Here is a 17,797-nt window from a genome sequence, read left to right as displayed (position 1 = left end):
CCTGTCGGCTCAAAATCGAAATTATAGCTTTTTACTTTCATATCGCTCGGGTAGCGGAAGTCGCCACCGGTTCGTTGTCCTCCTCGTACTCTTTTAACCAGTCGACGAACCTTCGCAGCCCTTCCTCAAGCGGGGTCGACGGATAGAAGCCGGTATCCTCGCGCAAGTCGTCTATATTGGCGTACGTATCCGTGACGTCCCCTGGCTGCATCGGCAAATATTCGATCTCGGCAGGTTTTCCGATCGCCAGTTCGAGCGTGCGGATCATCGCCATGAGCGGAACCGGCTTATGGTTGCCAATGTTGTACACCTTGTACGGCGCGCTGCTCGTTCCCGGATCGGCCGCTTTGCGATCCCAGTTCGGGTTGCTTCGCGGCGCTAGAGGGATGAGGCGTACGATGCCCTCCACGATATCGTTGATGTACGTGAAATCGCGGCGCATTTTTCCTTCGTTGAACACCTGGATCGGCTTTCCTTCCTTGATTTTCCGAGTAAAAGAAAAGTAGGCCATATCCGGACGCCCCCAAGGGCCGTACACGGTGAAGAAACGCAGGCCGGTCGTCGGCAATCCGTATAGATGGCTGTACGAATGAGCCATGAGTTCATTCGCCTTTTTCGTCGCGGCATACAGACTGACCGGGTGATCCACGTTGTCGTGAACCGAGAAAGGCATCGTCTCGTTCATTCCGTACACTGAACTGGAAGAGGCGTAAACCAAATGAGGGACTTTCAGCCGCCTGCACAGTTCCAGCACGTTGCCGAAACCAACGAGGTTGGAATCGATATACGCACGCGGATTGTCCAGGCTGTAGCGAACGCCCGCTTGCGCGGCCAAATGTACGACCGCTTCGATCGGCTCGTCTTTGGCCGCCGCTTCAAGGGCAGCAGAGTCGCAAATATCCGCCCGATAAAAAGTGAAATTCGGGTGGATGGCGATTCTCGCAAGCCTGTCCTCCTTGAGCTTCACGTCGTAATAATCGTTCATATTGTCGATGCCGATGACGCGCCGACCTTCCGATAACAAGCGATGCGCCAGATGATAGCCGATGAAACCGGCAGCTCCTGTCACGATTACAGTCATGCCAACCCTCTCCCTTCTCCTTCAAGCTCAAGCGCAGCCGCGCCGGCGAACGCTTCGACTTCCGTTGCGGCATATTCCCGGAACGCTTGCCAGAAACTGTGGCGTTCCGCATCGAGCTTCTCTTTCGCGTAATCCGCAGCCCGCGCATGGTTGCGCTCCGCCTGCCTTTCCATCCAAGCCCGATTGCGTCCGTAAGCTGCCAGTTGCTCGGCAAGCAGACGGTCGTTGCCCGGCTGGTGCAGGCAAGAACTTTCCAGCAGCTCGGGGATCCCCCCTGCTGTCGAGCCGACGACCGGACATCCCCGGCTCATCGCCTCGATCGTTGCCCTAGGCAGTCCCTCCTGGAAACTCGGCTGTACGTATAGATCGATGTTGTCTAGCCATTCCCATACCGCGCTTCCGCTCGGTAACACGCCATCGAATTTGACCGCATTTTCCAGGGATAGCCGCTGAGCCATCCGAAGCCACCTTGTCTGCGAGCCATCTCCGAGAATGCGGAATTCGAAAGGCGGCAGCTTGTCTTTCACTCGGGCAAGCGCTTTAAGCGCGACATCGATCCCTTTGGCGTTACCGTTCAAGGAACCGATCAAGCCGATAACCAGCTTGTCTCCCGTGCCCCTTTCCCGAATTCGCGCGAGACGTCGCTCCAGCACCTCCGCTTCCGTTCCGGGAATTTCCACGTTCGAGCACACGCCCGTCCTTCCACCGCGGCTTGGATACCTGCGTTGCAGGAACGCGTCGGTAACATACATCGCGAACGGCGCTTGAGCGACCAAAGCGCGCGTTTTCCAATAGGCGAATGGCGCGTATAGCTTGCCTTGCAAGCTGCCGTAATTCCATAATCCGTCCCAGGCGCACGCGACGACCTCAACGGCATAGGGCTTGCCTTGCCGCTTGGCGATGCGAATCGCTTCCGCTCCAAGCTCGCTCGGCATTCTGGCGATGACCGCGTCAGCTCGCGAAATTGCTTCGCCAAGCATACGGTCGACGTATCCTTTTTTCGTCAGCCGGTTCATCGGATTGCTTAGCGACGGCAAGACGAGAAAATCGACGTTCGGTCCGCCGGATAGCGTTTTGCCCCCAGGGTCGGCATCAGCAGGAAGCTTCCTTCCCCTGCCGACGACGGTCAAACGTTCGAATACCGATAAGTAGCGCTGCCACACCTTATAAGGAAGCTTGCCGCCCGAATAAAATTTGCCGGATTCGTTGTAATAGAACATATGGTCATGAGCCCACAGAACGTTCATGGCTTTCGCCTCCTTTAATCGTTTTGAGCGGTTTGGCCGGCACGCCGCCGACCAGCATGCCCGCTGCCACCGACTTCGTCACGACCGAACCCGCAGCGACGACGGACCTGCCCGACAGCTCAACGCCGGACAGAATCCGGCAGCCGCAGCCGATCCAAACGTCGCTCTGAATGCGGATTCGTCCGATCAGCAGCGGATTGTCGCGAATCGGAAGCGTTTCGTCGTTCCACGTATGCTCGAACGAAATGAGCGAGCTCTGGTGCGCGATAGAAACGTCGTCGCCGATTTCGATTCCGCCGTAGGCGTCCACGTAGCAGCCTTTGTGGATGCTGACGTTGTGCCCGACGGTAAGCCTTTCCGGATAACGGAGCTCCACGCCGCGCCCGATCATGACATTGTCTCCGCACCTATGCGCCAGCCTGCGAAGCAACATATACCTTGCCGCGACGCCGAGAACGTCGGGAAGCCCGTCGCTTAAAGTCCATAACCAGCGCAGCAACGGTCTCGGCAATGGCTTCAGGATGACGCCGAAGACACGGAAAACGACTTTTGCCTTCCTGAATTTGTCCCTTCCTCGCACGGAATTTCCTCCTTTCGAGAGTCGTTTCGTGCCACGGACGATGTCGATCGTACCGACGGTCTCGTCAGCTTGCCGAGCCATGTCATCGTATACACGCTGAAGACGTACAGCAGCGGCAGAATCGGCAGCTTCTTGCGGACCATGTTGTCGCCGATCGTGCCTACCCCGTAATCGAGTTCCCTGGTAACGATCGTGACGTAACCGACAAGCACAAGCGTGCAAGCGTAAGTAAACAGCACGAGCAAACATATTCCGTAAAAACGCCTCGTCTGCGGCGCTTTTACATAGACGACCGCGGCCCCGAGCAGAGATAAACACATCAAAAGAGCCTCTGCGGTCCGTGCCATCGTCTCCGACTGCCAGTTGCCAAAGTTGATCGGATTCGGGCTGATAAACAAATACATGGTGAGCATCGCCGAATTAACGACGCCTGAAACCCCCGTAAACAGGAACACGATACCGATCGATCCGGCCGTCATCGCCAATGCTGTCTTGAGGTGGCCCTTGAACAGCAAATAGATCCCAACCGTGTAGACAAACGCATAATCCCGAAGGCCGGTAGCGTACAAAATCACAATGACAAACCACACGTATTTCCTGCGGAGCAGCAATATCGCCCCGAAAATTCCGAGTAAGGCACACGCAACGTCCTTCGCGAACAACGAGGACATAAACATAAACGATGGGCTGACAAACAGTCCGAACACGATCCATCCCCTGAACGCCGTATCCGTTCGATCCGGCAGCGGATACTGGAAATAATCGCTGCACAGCCGGTAAGTCTGCTGAATAACGGCAAGCAACAGCACGCAGTTGAAGGCGACGATCACAAGCGGATCTTCTAGCTGCATGAGCTTAAAGAAAGGCATGTACAGCAGCCCGTACACGGGGTAAGCCGATGCGTTCGCCCAATTCGCGGAAATGTTGTCCCAAGCAAAGTTCATGAACGAACCGAGATCTTGAAAGGCAACGACTTGCTCGTAATAATGCTTCTCGTCCGGGCCTCTCAGCGGATCGAGCGACATGGCGTAAATAAGCTTGCCAATGACCATGGCCGCGAAACCGAACAATAGCAGCTTCGGCGTGTTCGGCCATCTCAGCAATCCGAGAAGCGGGACAAGCATGGCGAGGAACCATACGATTCCAGCGTTCGCATCCCAGCGCAAAACGTAGCCGGAAACGACGAGACCAACAATCAGGTAAATGGCCGTAAGCAATGGACGGCCATACAGCCTTTTCGAACGGCTAACCTCCATACATCCGCTCCAACCGGAGAACGCTTTGTCCGATATCGTAGCCCCGATCGCGGATCGCCTCATACCGATTCGCCCATGACGGAATCAAGTCCGGAACCGCAAGCTGCACCATACGCCCGACCCATGATTCCGTCCGTTCTAGCGGCAGCTTCTCGACGAGTCCGAGGCCAAGGTCTGCAGCTGCCGGAACCCGGTCCGACGTCAGACACGGAACGCCCGCCGCCTGCGCCTCAATAAGCACAATGCCGAGCCCTTCGTACAAGGATGGCAACATGAACAAATCGATCGCGTTCATCAGCTCGGGAACATCCTTGCGTACGCCGAGAAATGAAATATAAGGCGTTAGCCCAAGCGCTTCGGCTTTCGCTTCCATCTCCGCCCGCTGCGGCCCGTCCCCGATCAGGAGCAAATAAGCGTCGGGCCTGACGTTAAGAAACTCTGCGAACCGTTCGAGCAGGAAGGTTTGGTTTTTCTGCGGACTGAACCTGCCGATATGCCCGATGACGAATCGATTGCGGGGAATGCCAAGCATTTCCCTGACGCTCATTCCGTTCACAGGCAGATTGGCGTAGACGGACGGGTCGATGGCGTTCGGAAATACCGCCACCCGCTGATCCTCCCAACAGCCCGGGCCGAACAACGCTTCGCACGCTTCGTTCGAGCAACCGAGCATTCCCGTCGCATGCGATCGGATCAACCTTCTCATATGCGCCCGATAGAGCGCCCTGTGCCACGACGTCTTTCGACTGTCGTTCGTGTTGTGACTATGGCTGATCCGAACCGGAACGCCGAGCTCCTTCGCCACCTTAAGCACGTAGCCGCTGAATCCGTATATGTGGCTATGAACCGCGCTGTAAGGCCCGTTCTCCCGGATATTGGCAGCAAGTGCGCGGCGAAACCGCCAAAGTCCGTTTTTCGGATGGGGATGCCTGACGATTTTGCCGCCGAGCGCGACAATCTCGTCGTCGTAGAAAGCTTTTTCCTCCGTCTGAACCCCGAAATGGAACTCGAAGCGCGACCGGTCGATATGTCGGTACACGTTCATGAGCAACGTTTCAATGCCGCCCGGATGCATTTTGCCGACCATGTGCAACACTTTGATTTTGCCGTTCATTGGCGACCACCTCGCTTGCGGTTAAATATCGCTTGAAGCACGCTAGTCTCGATTCCGAGCTTGCGCTTGACGACGAATACCATGGCGATCGGCCAGAACGAACCCGCGACGCACATCGCGGCGGCAGCCCCGTTCATACCGTAAGCCGGGATAAGGACCGCGTTTAATCCCACGTTCAGCAATGCGGAGACGATAAGCGCTTTTGTCAAAATGCCCTGGTGCCCTGTCATCGTCATGACCATCCCCGTCTGCCCGCACAGCGCGCTAACGAATTGACCTGCCGACATGATCAGAAGCGGGATGTACCCTGCACGGAAATCGGCTCCGAATACCGCCATCACCTCTCGGCCGAAGATCAGGAATACGAGTAATACCGCTCCCGCAAACGCAAGCGAGGCGATCCCTGAGGCGGTGCATACTCTCTGCAGCCGTTTCATGTCGTTCTCGGCATAAGCAGCCGACATCAGCGGCGCCGCTGTCATGTTGATCGCCGTCATCGCGAACGTGACGAGCGACGCTACGCGCACTGCGGCGGACAAGATGCCTGAATCGTCAGTGCCGAGGTACATGCCCATCATCAGAACGCCCATCTGGCCGAGGATCAAATAAATACCCGCATTGGCCATGAGCGACAGCGACGTTCTCATCCATTCCTTGCGCTGGAACGCCGGCTGCACATCTTTGAGTTGATTTGCCGTCTTCCGACGCAGAACCCATGCACCGAGCGCATATGTCGCGAGCAAGGAGAAGCCGAACAGAGACATCGCTGTCGGTGCATTCGACGAAACCGTTCCAAGGTGAACAGCCGCATAGAGACATCCCGCGAGCAGGACGGGACGGATGATCTTCTCAGGCATTTGCGCATACAGCACTTCATTTAATGCTTGCAGTGCGCTCTGTCTTAGCGTCGCTAGCGCCAGGAATGGAACGAATGTTAGTCCGATCACGAATGTATCGTACAGTTCTCGCTCCACCCGGTCGCTGTAAAGCCATAACGCCACGAACCCGACGCCGACAACCGCAAGCGACAGCCCTACGGACCAGCGGTTCGAATAGCGGAGCAGCCCTTTCACTTCGCCCCATTGTTCTCGCGAACGATAAGCTGCAACGTAACGCACGATCGTCGTATCGAAGCCCAGCTTCGCCGGAAACACCAGGAACGTTAGAACAGTCATAACGTAAGCGTAGTGCCCGTAACCATCGACGCCGAGTTCCCGCGCCAGCAGCACTTGGAGCAAGAAAGCGATGACCATGCCCGAAGCGTTAAGGAGAAACGCCGTTCCGCCTTTGCGGGCCAGAATGCGCGCTACGTTATGCGAAGGCCGCGACGAAGCGGTTATAGGCGCGGCTTTCAATGTATGATTTCTCCCCTTTAACTAATTGGTAAACTTGGTTAAGAGACATTGCGATAGGTCGGAACGAGCTGTTGCAGTGTATTGCGAATTTCCTCAGGCTCTTTGCCGAGCACGCGCTCGAGCAAACGGATCTCGAACTCCAGCTCCGCCCGGTTGATCGGGGACGGCTTTCCGACGAAGATGCGATCATGCATCGTCGAGGTGAGGCCCTCCTCTTTCGTTAACAGTTCCTCATACAGCTTCTCGCCTTCGCGGATGCCGCTGAACGTAATGTCCATACCGATGCCGGGCTCGAACCCGGACAGACGAATCAGATCGACGGCGAGGTCGTAAATTTTGACAGGGTTGCCCATATCCAGAATGAAAATTTCCCCGCCTTTGGCGAAAGAGCCCGCTTGGATGACCAGTTGAACCGCTTCGGGGATCGTCATGAAGTAACGAACCATTTCCGGATGCGTAACGGTAACCGGTCCGCCGCTCGCGATCTGTTGCTTAAAGCGCGGGATGACGCTGCCCCGGCTACCAAGCACGTTGCCGAAGCGAACAGCGACGAATTTCGTACGGCTCGTCTTGTCCAAGCCTTGGATATACATCTCGGCGATCCGTTTCGTCGTTCCCATCACGCTTGTCGGATTAACCGCTTTGTCGGAGGAAATGAGGACGAATCGCTCCGCTCCGAACGCATCCGCGCAATCGGCAACGTTTTTCGTCCCGAGCACGTTGTTTTTGATCGCTTCGGACGGATTCCGTTCCATCAGAGGAACGTGCTTGTGGGCGGCGGCGTGGAACACGACTTGGGGCCGCCAGCCGCGGAATACATCTTCGAGTCTTGTACGGTCTTGTACGTCGGCGATCACGGTCACGAGTTCAAGCTCCGGAAAAGAAGTGCGCATCTCCATCTCGATCGAGTAGATGCTGTTCTCCCCATGGCCGAGCAGCAGCAGTCTTGTCGGATGAAAAGGAGCGATCTGGCGGCACAGTTCGGAACCGATCGATCCGCCTGCGCCTGTCACGAGCACCGTCTTGCCTTGCACATACTCGGCGATCCCTTTCAAGTCCGTGCGAATCGGCTCCCTGCCGAGCAAATCTTCGACGGAGACGTCGCGGATTTGCTGTGCTGCCGCCTTGCCTTGAATCAAGTCCTGCAAGTGCGGAATGATCCGCAACTTCGCTTTCGTGTTCTTGCAAATGTTCACGATCTCGGAAATTTGCGTCTTCGAGGCGGTCGGCATGGCGATGATGATCTCTTCGATGCCTTTCGCCTCTACGAAATCCGGAATGTTTTTTCTCCCGCCTAGCACCGGAATGCCCAGCACCTCCAAGCCGTGCTTGTAAGGGTCGTCGTCCACGAAAGCGACCGGTTTGGCCAAATAAGAATCATTCTGCAGCAATTCTTTGGCGAAAAGCGTTCCGCAGTTGCCCGCTCCGACGATAAGCGCCTTCTTATGCGGCTCGTTCTTGCCTTTACGGCCTCTGTCCGCTCCGAAACGGTCGCAGGCAAGCCGCCATAGAAAGCGGCTGCCGCCGACGAGCAGCAACGCCGTCATGAAGCTTTGCACCGGCGCATAAAGCGGAATCCGCTCTCCCAAAGCTACGGCGGCGATCGCGTATGCCGCGACCGTCGCGACGACCGATGAACGGACGAGCGAGAGCAGTTCGCCGATGCTCGCGTATTGCCACAAGCGGCGATACAGTCCGAACACGAACATGGCTCCGACTCCGACAAGCGCGCTAATCGCTCCATAAGCTGCGGCGAGCGACGACTGCGCCGCCGAAAGCCCCGCTCCTTCATGGATGACGAACGCCGCATAGACGCTTAACCATAGAAACGCGATATCGATCGCGGCCCAAGCCGAGAATCGTCTGGATAGGTTCATCTGAATTCCTCCCGATAGTCAACTTCCGTAATAGTAATACGAGCCGCCGTCAGCGCTTTTTGCCTGGTTCAGAACGACACCGAGCAATCGCGCCTGAACGAACGTCAGCTGTTCTTTCGCTCTGAGCGCTTCCGCGCGTTTTAATTTTCCGGCTTTCACGACGAGGAGTACGCCGTCGCATTTGGTGGAAATGATTTGCGCGTCGCTCACCGCAAGCACCGGCGGAGTGTCGATCAACACGAGATCGAATCGCTCCCTGAGCTCCTCAAGCAACTCATCCATTTTGCGGGAAGCGAGCATTTCCGCCGGATTCGGCGGCACTACGCCGGCCGTTATGACAGACAATCCTTTGACGTGTGTCGAAATCACCGCTTCCTCAAGTGAACAGCGACCCGTTAAGAGTCCGGTTAAGCCGAAGCGGTTGGATACGCCAAACGCATGATGCGCTGTCGGCTTGCGAAGGTCTGCGTCTATTAGCACGACTTGGCGGTCGGACTGCGCATACGCGATCGCGAGATTATTGATCGTCGTTGACTTGCCTTCCGTTGGCACTGCAGACGTAATCATCATCGAACGTATCGGATCGTCCAAGCCGGAATACTGCAAGTTCGTGCGTAACGTCCGGTAAGCTTCCGCAGCAGGAGACTTCGGCTGCGCGGCGGTGATCAGCTTTTTGCGGTCATCAGTTGGCCGTGGCATGGTACGACTCACCCGCCTTTCGCTTATCGCTGGAAGTCCGCGTATCCGAGCTTTCCTCTGCGCTAGACGATTTGATCGTCGGAATGACGATCAGCGTCGGCAAGCCGAGCACGTCGGACACATCAGCCGCACTCTTTAACGTATCGTCGAAATAATCGAGGAGGAGCGCCGTACCGATTCCGCAAAGCAAGAACAAAATGAAAGCGACCGCGACTTGAAACTTGACGTTAGGCGCGAACGGTGCGGGCTGCTTGTTCACGTCCGCTTCGTTAAGCAAATAGACGTTGTCGACTTTCATGATCTTCGAGATTTCTTGCTGGAAAACGACCGAAACCTCGTTCACGATTTTGGCGGCTTTCCTGTAGTCGTGATCAGCGTAAGTGAGCGTAACGACCTGGGTGCCGTTCACCGAACTGAAGCCGATATTGCCCATCAATTCGTCGGATGTCACCTGCAATTCGGACTGCTCTGCGACAATATCCATGATGGCCGGCGTACGAATAATCTCTTTGTACGTGCTGATCAAGCTGATGTTCGAGTTGATCAGATTCAAGTCCAACTTAAAACCGCCGATATCGGAGGCGGAGTTCACGATCAGTTTCGTCGATGCCTTGTAGACAGGCTGCACGAACTTGGAAGAGTAGGTGCCGACCGCCAGCGTACCGACGATCGTGATCGCCGCAACGACCCACCATTTTTTGCGAAGGACGGACATCACTTGTTTCAAATCCAGTTCCACCTCAAGACCCCTTTCTTCCTAGCCAGCCGAATAACTTAACTGCCGGCACAGGTTTCACGGCGGGCTGCCGGCTATCGATCCGCTCTCCGGCTGCAAGGCGGCGGGCATTGTCTTCCATTCTCCGCGCCATCGTGTCTCCGTACCTGCCTTCGATTTTGTCGAATGCGGCTTTCAGCTTGTACGGTCTTTTCACCGAATCGTGTGCATCGGAAGCGATGAAGTGCGCAAGCCCCATTCCACACAAGCTTAACGCCGCGGCTTCTGGACGGGCCCCCAATTCGCCGGTAAGCGAATGCGACGTAATCTGGCACAACAATCCCGCATCGACGTATGGCCTCAGAAGCTCCGGATCTTCTGCAATTGCCCGGTTCCTCTCCGGGTGAGCCAATATCGGCGTTAACCCTAGCAATGCCAACTCATGCAACACATCGTCCCATTCTGGCGGAATACCGAACGAGGGGAGCTCCACGAGAACGGCGGACGTTCCTTCCAGCGGAAGCAGCCGGTTCTCCCACGCTTCCCTGACAAATTCGGAGCACACTCTCGCTTCTTGGCCAAAACGGATTTCGACCGGGATCGCGGCTTCTCTCAACGTTTCGTTAAGTCTGGCGACGGCCTCGACCACCTTCTCCCTCCCATTCTCGTAAGGGGCTCGGAGATGATGCGGCGTCGCATACAAAATGCGAATTCCCTCCTTCGCTGCGGCTTGTGCCATCGCAAGCGATTCCTCCAGCGTGACAGGCCCGTCGTCAAGACCGGGCAGTATATGACAGTGCAGATCGACCAAGCGTCACTCTCCTTCCAACACTATTGCCAACATTATGTCACACAAGCTCCCGGCAAATAGAGAGTTGAAAGGCGTAGTCAAAATAGACCCTGAACCTTATTTTCAGAAAATTCGCTCGAGGAAAATTTGCCCAAACCCGAACGCTATTTCACCTTGTATTGGCTTTCGTTCGGCAACACCAACACGGGGCAGTTTTGAAAATCATATGTCAAATGGTTAAATATGTTAAAAATAAAAAGCGAGAAAGAGTGACTTCGGAATGATACATAAATGCTTCATTTGCCCGGCGGATATTGGATTGTCGCTCTTAGACTCCGTCTAGCCCGTCGTATTAGCATGCCTTGCACAGGGACTTGCGTCACATATGCTCTGAGATGTGGTTCTTCCGGCGGATACAAAAAGCAGGGGAGGCGTTGCGGAATAGCGTTCGGGATGAGAAAACTTTAGGTAGATTTAAGATGACTCGCAAAAATGACAGCAAAAAAAGGCCGCGTAACGGCCTCCCTGTCATCCTGATGTACGACGAATGCAATCGCTGCGTTAAAATACTCTCATAGAAGGCGGCATGCTCAAGTTGTCTTTATCGAGGATACGAACGACATGGCGTCGATCCCGGAGATTAGACCTAGTGCTCGAAGGTGAATTTCATCTCCCGTCCCGCAAAAAAACCGCTCCGTCTCGTCGCGATGACGAGCGGAGCGGTTACTGTTAACAACTAAACAAGATTTAAAGCCGCGCTTCCAGCTCTTTCTTCTGCTCTTCGAAGCCCGGTTTGCCGAGCAGCGCGAACATGTTTTTCTTGTACGCTTCGACGCCGGGTTGGTCGAACGGATTAACGCCGAGCAAGTAGCCGCTCACGCCGCACGCGATCTCGAAGAAGTAAACCATGTAGCCGAACGTATACGGGCTCATGTCCGGCAAGTTAACGATCAAGTTCGGCACATTGCCGTCCGTATGCGCAAGCAGCGTTCCAAGGAAAGCTTTCTTGTTAACGAAGTCAAGCGTCTCGCCGGCCAGGAAGTTTAAGCCGTCAAGATCGTCTTCGTTTTTCTCGATCGTAATTTGATCAGCCACTTCGCCGACCTGCAGCACCGTTTCGAAAATAATCCGGTTGCCTTCCTGCACGAATTGCCCCATCGAGTGCAGATCCGTGGAGAAGTCGACGGAAGCCGGGTAAATCCCTTTGTAGTCCTTGCCTTCGCTTTCGCCGTACAGTTGTTTCCACCACTCCGATACGAAGTGCAAGCCCGGTTCGTAGTTGACGAGAATTTCAACCGCTTTGCCTTTGCGGTACAGGGCGTTGCGAACGACTGCATATTGGTACGCATGGTTCTCGCTTAAGTTCGGATTGTTGAAGCGGGTCGCTGCGTCTTGCGCGCCTTTCATCATCGCTTCAATGTCGATGCCGGCCGACGCGATCGGCAGCAAACCAACCGCCGTAAGCACGGAGTAACGGCCGCCGACGTCGTCGGGGATAACGAACGACTCGTAGCCTTCTTCGGTCGCAAGCACTTTCAGCGCTCCGCGAGCTTTGTCCGTTGTGGCGTAAATGCGTTTGCGAGCTTCGTCTTTGCCGTATTTCTTCTCGAGCGCATCGCGGAAAATACGGAATGCGATCGCCGGCTCGGTTGTCGTGCCGGACTTGGAAATGACGTTGATCGACCACTCTTTGCCTTCGAGCGCTTGAAGCAGATGCGTCACATAGGTGGAGCTGATGTTGTTGCCGGCATAGAAAATTTGCGGCGTCTTGCGTTGCTCCTTCGACAGGGTGTTGTAGAAGGAATGTTGCAGCATCTCGATCGCGGCGCGGGCGCCAAGATAAGAACCGCCGATGCCGATCACGACGAGGGCGTCGGAATCGGACTGGATTTTCTTCGCTGCTTTTTGGATACGGGCGAACTCTTCCTTGTCGTAGTCGAACGGCAGGTTAATCCAGCCCAAGTAGTCGGAACCGGCTCCGGTTCCGTTATGTAATTGCTCGTGAGCCAGCTTGACGGCCGGCGCCAGGTTATCGATCTCGTGCTGGCCAACAAATTGCAATGCTTTGGAATAGTCGAACTGTATCGTTTTACTCATTGCCATCTCCCTTTCTCTCTTGACCGTCAACGGTCGTATAAACATTAGATATAGAATACTGAATATGCCGGGTTCATACAAGCCGGGTTCGATGAAGGTTTGATGAAGATGCGACTTCTCTGTACTCTGATTCAGTTTGTTTGCAGGAATGGGCGGTAATAGGGGCGGGCAGAATGGCGCGGAGCGACGTTATTTCGGCGAAACGCGGGTGTTCGAGCGATTAGCGGCGCGGGGCGACGTTATTTTGGCGAAAAGCGAAGGTTCGATCAATTAGCGGCGCGGGGCGACGTTATTTCGGCGAAACGCGGGTGTTCGAGCGATTAGCGGCGCGGGGCGACGTTATTTCGGCGAAACGCGAGCGTTCGAGCGATTAGCGGCGTAGGGCGACGTTATTTCGGTGAAATTCGGAAAGCGGAAAGCGAAGGTTCGAGTAATTAACTGCGCGGGGCGACGTTATTTCGGCGAAAAGCGAAGCTGCGAGTGATTAGCGACGCGGGGCGACGTTATTTCGGCGAAAAGCGAAGCTGCGAGCAATTAGCGGCGCGAGGCGACGTTGTTTCGGCGAAAAGCGAAGCTGTGAGCAATTAGCGGCGCGAGGCGACGTTGTTTCGGCGAAAAGCGAAGCTGCGAGCGATTAGCGGCGTGGCAGCGTGGGGCGACGTTATTTCGGTGAAACGCGAGCGTAGTAGTCCGTCTGAGGACGTTTGTACGAAATATCGTACAAAGCGGGGTACGTGGAAGTCTCTCTGAGGACGTTTGTACGAAATATCGTACAAAGCGGGGTACGTGGTAGTCTCTCTGAGGACGTTTGTACGAAATATCGTACAAAGCAGGGTACGTGGAAGTCTCTCTGAGGACGTTTGTACGAAATATCGTACAAAGCGAGTCGCGTGGTAATCCGTCGGCAGGAGTTTATACGAAACTTCGTACAAAGAGGGCACATGTTAGGCTGCGGCGCGTGGCGACGTTATTTCGGCGAAACACGGAAATCCGAGCGATTAGCGGCGCGTGGCGACGTTATTTCGGCGAAAAGCGAAGCTGCGAGCAATTAACGGCGCGTGGCGACGTTGTTTCGGCGAAAAGCGAAGCTGCGAGCAATTAGCGGCGCGTGGCGACGTTGTTTCGGCGAAAAGCGAAGCTGCGAGCGATTAGCGGCGTGGGGCAGTTATTTCGGCGAAACGCGAGCGTAGTAGTCCGTCTGAGGACGTTTGTACGAAATATCGTACAAAGCGAGTCGCGTGGTAATCCGTCGGCAGGAGTTAATACGAAACTTCGTACAAAGAGGGCACATGTTAGGCTGCGGGGCGGGGCGACGTTATTTCGGCGAAACGCATCCCTTCGGACGCAAAATAGCCCACCACTTCCCGCAGCCATGAGACGCATAACGCGAACCGCTCCGAGAAGCGGGGATTCACGTCGGCGCTTTAGCCTCCGGAAGTGTGGGCTTTCGCCAGCAAGAGGCCGTTGCCTCCGCTTTGGAACAGATGAACCTTGAACGGTCGCACGGAATCAGAAACCGTTGAGCCGTACAGCAAATACGCTTTTACCGTAATGTCCGGATGCTTAGAACAAACATTTCAATTCTCATTTGCGCGGAGGCATCAGCCAAGCGTGGGCCGGGTCGTTATGGAACTTCCACGTCCGCACAGGCCCAGCCATTACGTTCAAATAATACACGTCATAGCCGGGAGGCGCCGACACCGGATGGTATCCTTTCGGCACAAGAACGACTTCGCCGTCGCGGACGGCAAGTGTCTCGTTCAGCGACAGATCGTCGGTGTACACCCTCTGGATAGCGAAACCTTGCTCCGGCTGAACGTGATAATAATAAGTTTCCTCCAACAGCGACTCTTCGGGCAACGCGTCCCGGTCGTGCTTATGCGGAGGGTAGCTCGACCAATGGCCCTCCGGCGTGAACACTTCCACGACGAGCAGACTGTCTGCAGGCTGCGATTCCGGCAAAATATTGTGAATCAGCCTCTCGGTCGAACCGCTGCCGCGCAGCTCGACGCCCACATCGGACGGCGCTATAAGGCGCGACGGCAGATTATTCGAGCCTGGAGCGAGGCAGACGGCCAGTTCCAATTCCGTCTGCGCCGTAACTTCATAAAGATTCTGGCCTGGCACATAGACGGAGTACGGCGGCGTTTTCTCGAACACGCTCATGCGCTGCCCAATGTCAGTCCACGCAGCGTCGTTCGTCCGCACGTCGGCCTTCCCGCTCAGCAGCACGAGGCACGCTTCGTTGCCTTCCGTATTCCGGCTCAGCGTCTGACCCGGCTGTAAGCGGAACACTTCGAAGCCGACATATTTCCAGCCGGCGGAAGCGGGGGAGACGGCCAACACGCGGCCATCTTCACCCGGCTTCCGCTCCGGCGATACGATCAAATTGCTCATCAGCGCGTTCCTCCCATCTGGCATACGACTTTGCACACATTGTTGCATATAATCCGGCTTACCACCGGGCGGTCACCATCTTTTTGCGCGTATAAAATTCCACCCCGTCAGGGCCATTAGCGTGCATATCACCATAAAACGACTTCTTCCAGCCAGAGAACGGGAAAAACGCCATCGGCGCAGGAACGCCCAGGTTAATGCCCAGCATGCCGGCGTCGATCGTCTCGCGGAACTGCCGCACAGAGCTTCCGTTCGTCGTAAACAGGCACGCCCCGTTAGCGAATTCCGAACGGTTGGCGATATCGATCGCCTCTTCCAACGTATCCGCGCGCATGATCGACAGCACCGGAGCAAAAATTTCGTCCTTCCAGATGCTCATCTCGCATTGAACGCCGTCGAAAATCGTCGGGCCGACAAAATAGCCTTCCCCATCCGATGCAGCGTCGGCGCGTCCGTCGCGCAGCAACTGCGCGCCCTCTTGCTCGCCGGCCGCGATATAACCAAGCGTACGTTCTTTATGCGAATCCCGGATAACCGGGCCGAGGAAAACGCCTTGATCCATGCCGTTGCCGATCGTGAGCGCATCGGCCGCCGCTTTCAGCTTGTCGACAAGAACATCCCCGATATCGCCTACCGCAACGACAACCGCGCACGCCATGCAGCGCTCGCCGGCGGAGCCGAACGCGGCGCTGACGATTTGCGTAACCGCTGCATCGAGGTCGGCGTCAGGCATAACGATCGAGTGATTTTTGGCCCCTGCAAGCGCCTGAACCCGTTTGCCGTGCGCAGTCGCCGTCTTGTAGACATATTCCGCAACCGGCTGCGAACCGACGAAGGAGACGGCTGCGATATCCGGATTCTCCAATAAGCCGTTTACGACATCCTTCGCACCATGCACAAGATTTAAGACGCCATCCGGGAGTCCGGCTTCCGCGAACAGCTCGGCAAGCCGTTGCGCCAGCAAAGGTGTTCTTTCCGACGGCTTCAGTACAAACGTATTGCCGCAAGCAATCGCGAGCGGGAACATCCAGCATGGCACCATCATCGGGAAGTTAAACGGCGTAATGCCGCCGATAACGCCAATCGGATAGCGATACATGCCCGACTCGAGGTTCGAGGCAATATCGGGCAATTGCTTGCCCATCATCAGCGTAGGCGCTCCCGCCGCGAATTCGACGCATTCGATGCCGCGCTGTACTTCCCCGTGAGCCTCGGTGTAGCTCTTGCCGTTCTCCAGCGTAATGATCCGGGCGAGATCCTCCCAGTTGTCTACGAGCAGTTGCTGATACTTGAACAAAACGCGAGCGCGGCGCGGCACCGGCGTGCGGCTCCATGTAACGAAAGCCGCTTTCGCCGTACGCACGGCAGCATCCAGTTCTTCCTTCGAAGAGATCTGCACGTGTGCGATTATTTCTCCCGTCGCCGGGTTGAATACCGGCTCCGTTATGCCAGAAGCGGATGGCACCCACTGGCCGCCGATATAATTGTTCAGCGTTTGGGGCTGTTGTTGTTCGCTTGGATTGGTCATCGCTTATATCCCCTTTCAAACTTCTAAACCGTCTATGCGGACAATTCGCTTCAGGAAGCGGTAATTTCGCCTCGTTCGCACCGGGCGATATAATCATTCACTTGCTCGGACGTCGGCATGGCATCGGAGCAGCTGTGGCTGGAAATTACAATGCACGCAGCGGCGCTGCCGAACGACATGCACCGAGAAATATCCCAGCCTTGCATCAATCCGTACAAGAACCCTGCCGCATAAGAATCGCCTGCGCCAAACGTCTTGATCACTTTGGCCGGATAGCTGTCCGCCCGATGAGAAGCTCCATCTTTCGTGTACGCGATGGAGCCTTCTTTGCCGTGCTTGATGACGACGATCTCAGCCGAATAATCGAACCATTTCGCCGCCGTAATCCGGTCGTCGCGTTCCGGGTTGCGCTCGAACTGCTCCATCATGTCGAACTCTTCGCGAGTGCCGATGATGATGTCGCATTTCTCCGCCGCCAGATTGTAATACACGGCGGTTTCCGCATCCGATACCCACGTGTACGGACGATAATCCAGATCGAAGGCGATCACCGCGCCGTGCTTCTTCGCGTAATCGAGTGCCTGGAACACCGCCTCCCGAGACGGGCTCTGGGCGAGTGCCGTACCGGAAATCAGCAGCATTTTCGTTCTGGAGATCAATTCCTCCGATACTTCTGTCGGCTCGAGCTTCAGATCGGCGACATTGTCGCGGTACATCAAAATGCTGCAATCCGTCGGGCTCTTAATTTCCGTGAACGCGAGCCCCGTAACCGCACCTGTACGATCCGTCGTCACATTGGACGTTTCAATGCCGTTCGCTTCCAGATAGCGGGTAATAAAACGCCCCATCTGATCGTCCGCCACTTTGCCGATAAATCCGGTTTGAAGTCCCAGGCGGGACATTCCGATACAAATGTTGGCCGGAGAGCCGCCCACATATTTCGTAAACGTAGTCGTCTCTTCCATCGGACGGTTGATTTCGTTCGCGTTCAAATCGATGCACAACCGGCCGACGGCGACGAAATCCGTTTTTTTCGCTGAATCGAATGAGACATATGCCAT

At 55.7% G+C, this 17,797-nt stretch carries 14 protein-coding genes; all 14 read right to left on the bottom strand.

Going from position 1 to position 17,797, the window contains the following annotated elements; all coding sequences use genetic code 11:
- Positions 1–37 precede the first annotated feature (37 nt).
- Positions 38–1,081 (bottom strand): NAD-dependent epimerase, encoded by a 1,044-nt coding sequence (locus ACFPOF_RS02285; RefSeq protein WP_378129216.1) that lies wholly within the window; start codon positions 1,079–1,081, stop codon positions 38–40.
- On the bottom strand, positions 1,078–2,328 hold the full coding sequence (locus ACFPOF_RS02280) for a glycosyltransferase family 4 protein (RefSeq protein WP_378129214.1): 1,251 nt from the start codon (positions 2,326–2,328) through the stop codon (positions 1,078–1,080). Before ACFPOF_RS02280 ends, ACFPOF_RS02285 begins: the two co-directional genes overlap by 4 nt.
- Positions 2,306–2,908 (bottom strand): acyltransferase, encoded by a 603-nt coding sequence (locus tag ACFPOF_RS02275; protein WP_378129212.1) that lies wholly within the window; start codon positions 2,906–2,908, stop codon positions 2,306–2,308. Before ACFPOF_RS02275 ends, ACFPOF_RS02280 begins: the two co-directional genes overlap by 23 nt.
- On the bottom strand, positions 2,845–4,164 hold the full coding sequence (locus tag ACFPOF_RS02270; protein WP_378129210.1) for a hypothetical protein: 1,320 nt from the start codon (positions 4,162–4,164) through the stop codon (positions 2,845–2,847). The genes ACFPOF_RS02275 and ACFPOF_RS02270 overlap by 64 nt, the downstream gene beginning before the upstream one ends.
- Positions 4,154–5,278, bottom strand: coding sequence for a glycosyltransferase family 1 protein (locus ACFPOF_RS02265; protein WP_378129208.1), 1,125 nt, complete (start codon positions 5,276–5,278; stop codon positions 4,154–4,156). The genes ACFPOF_RS02270 and ACFPOF_RS02265 overlap by 11 nt, the downstream gene beginning before the upstream one ends.
- Positions 5,275–6,633, bottom strand: a complete 1,359-nt coding sequence (locus ACFPOF_RS02260; protein ID WP_378129206.1) for a flippase — start codon at positions 6,631–6,633, stop codon at positions 5,275–5,277. Before ACFPOF_RS02260 ends, ACFPOF_RS02265 begins: the two co-directional genes overlap by 4 nt.
- A 38-nt stretch (positions 6,634–6,671) precedes the next feature.
- Positions 6,672–8,510 carry a polysaccharide biosynthesis protein gene (locus ACFPOF_RS02255; RefSeq protein ID WP_378129204.1) on the bottom strand — a complete coding sequence of 613 codons (1,839 nt, stop codon included), beginning with the start codon at positions 8,508–8,510 and terminating at the stop codon, positions 6,672–6,674.
- An 18-nt stretch (positions 8,511–8,528) separates the two neighbouring features.
- Positions 8,529–9,209, bottom strand: coding sequence for a CpsD/CapB family tyrosine-protein kinase (locus ACFPOF_RS02250; RefSeq protein WP_378129202.1), 681 nt, complete (start codon positions 9,207–9,209; stop codon positions 8,529–8,531).
- Positions 9,193–9,936 carry a YveK family protein gene (locus ACFPOF_RS02245; protein WP_378129200.1) on the bottom strand — a complete coding sequence of 248 codons (744 nt, stop codon included), beginning with the start codon at positions 9,934–9,936 and terminating at the stop codon, positions 9,193–9,195. The genes ACFPOF_RS02250 and ACFPOF_RS02245 overlap by 17 nt, the downstream gene beginning before the upstream one ends.
- A 13-nt stretch (positions 9,937–9,949) precedes the next feature.
- A complete protein-coding gene (locus tag ACFPOF_RS02240; RefSeq protein ID WP_378129198.1) occupies positions 9,950–10,735 on the bottom strand; it encodes a tyrosine-protein phosphatase in 786 nt (261 codons plus the stop codon).
- Between the two features lie 726 nt (positions 10,736–11,461).
- Positions 11,462–12,811, bottom strand: coding sequence for a glucose-6-phosphate isomerase (locus ACFPOF_RS02235; RefSeq protein ID WP_378129196.1), 1,350 nt, complete (start codon positions 12,809–12,811; stop codon positions 11,462–11,464).
- A 1,584-nt stretch (positions 12,812–14,395) separates the two neighbouring features.
- On the bottom strand, positions 14,396–15,208 hold the full coding sequence (gene iolB, locus ACFPOF_RS02230) for a 5-deoxy-glucuronate isomerase (RefSeq protein ID WP_378129194.1): 813 nt from the start codon (positions 15,206–15,208) through the stop codon (positions 14,396–14,398).
- Between the two features lie 58 nt (positions 15,209–15,266).
- A complete protein-coding gene (locus ACFPOF_RS02225) occupies positions 15,267–16,736 on the bottom strand; it encodes a CoA-acylating methylmalonate-semialdehyde dehydrogenase (RefSeq protein ID WP_378129192.1) in 1,470 nt (489 codons plus the stop codon).
- Positions 16,737–16,786: 50 nt separating this feature from the next.
- The gene (gene iolC, locus ACFPOF_RS02220) at positions 16,787–17,797 is read right to left on the bottom strand and encodes a 5-dehydro-2-deoxygluconokinase (RefSeq protein ID WP_378129190.1); all 1,011 of its coding nucleotides are present in this window, start codon (positions 17,795–17,797) and stop codon (positions 16,787–16,789) included.

Source organism: Cohnella soli (assembly GCF_042655525.1).
Taxonomy (GTDB): domain Bacteria; phylum Bacillota; class Bacilli; order Paenibacillales; family Paenibacillaceae; genus Cohnella; species Cohnella soli.
The sequence above is the reverse complement of the archived record's forward strand: the minus strand, read 5'-3'. Positions and strand labels throughout refer to the sequence as shown.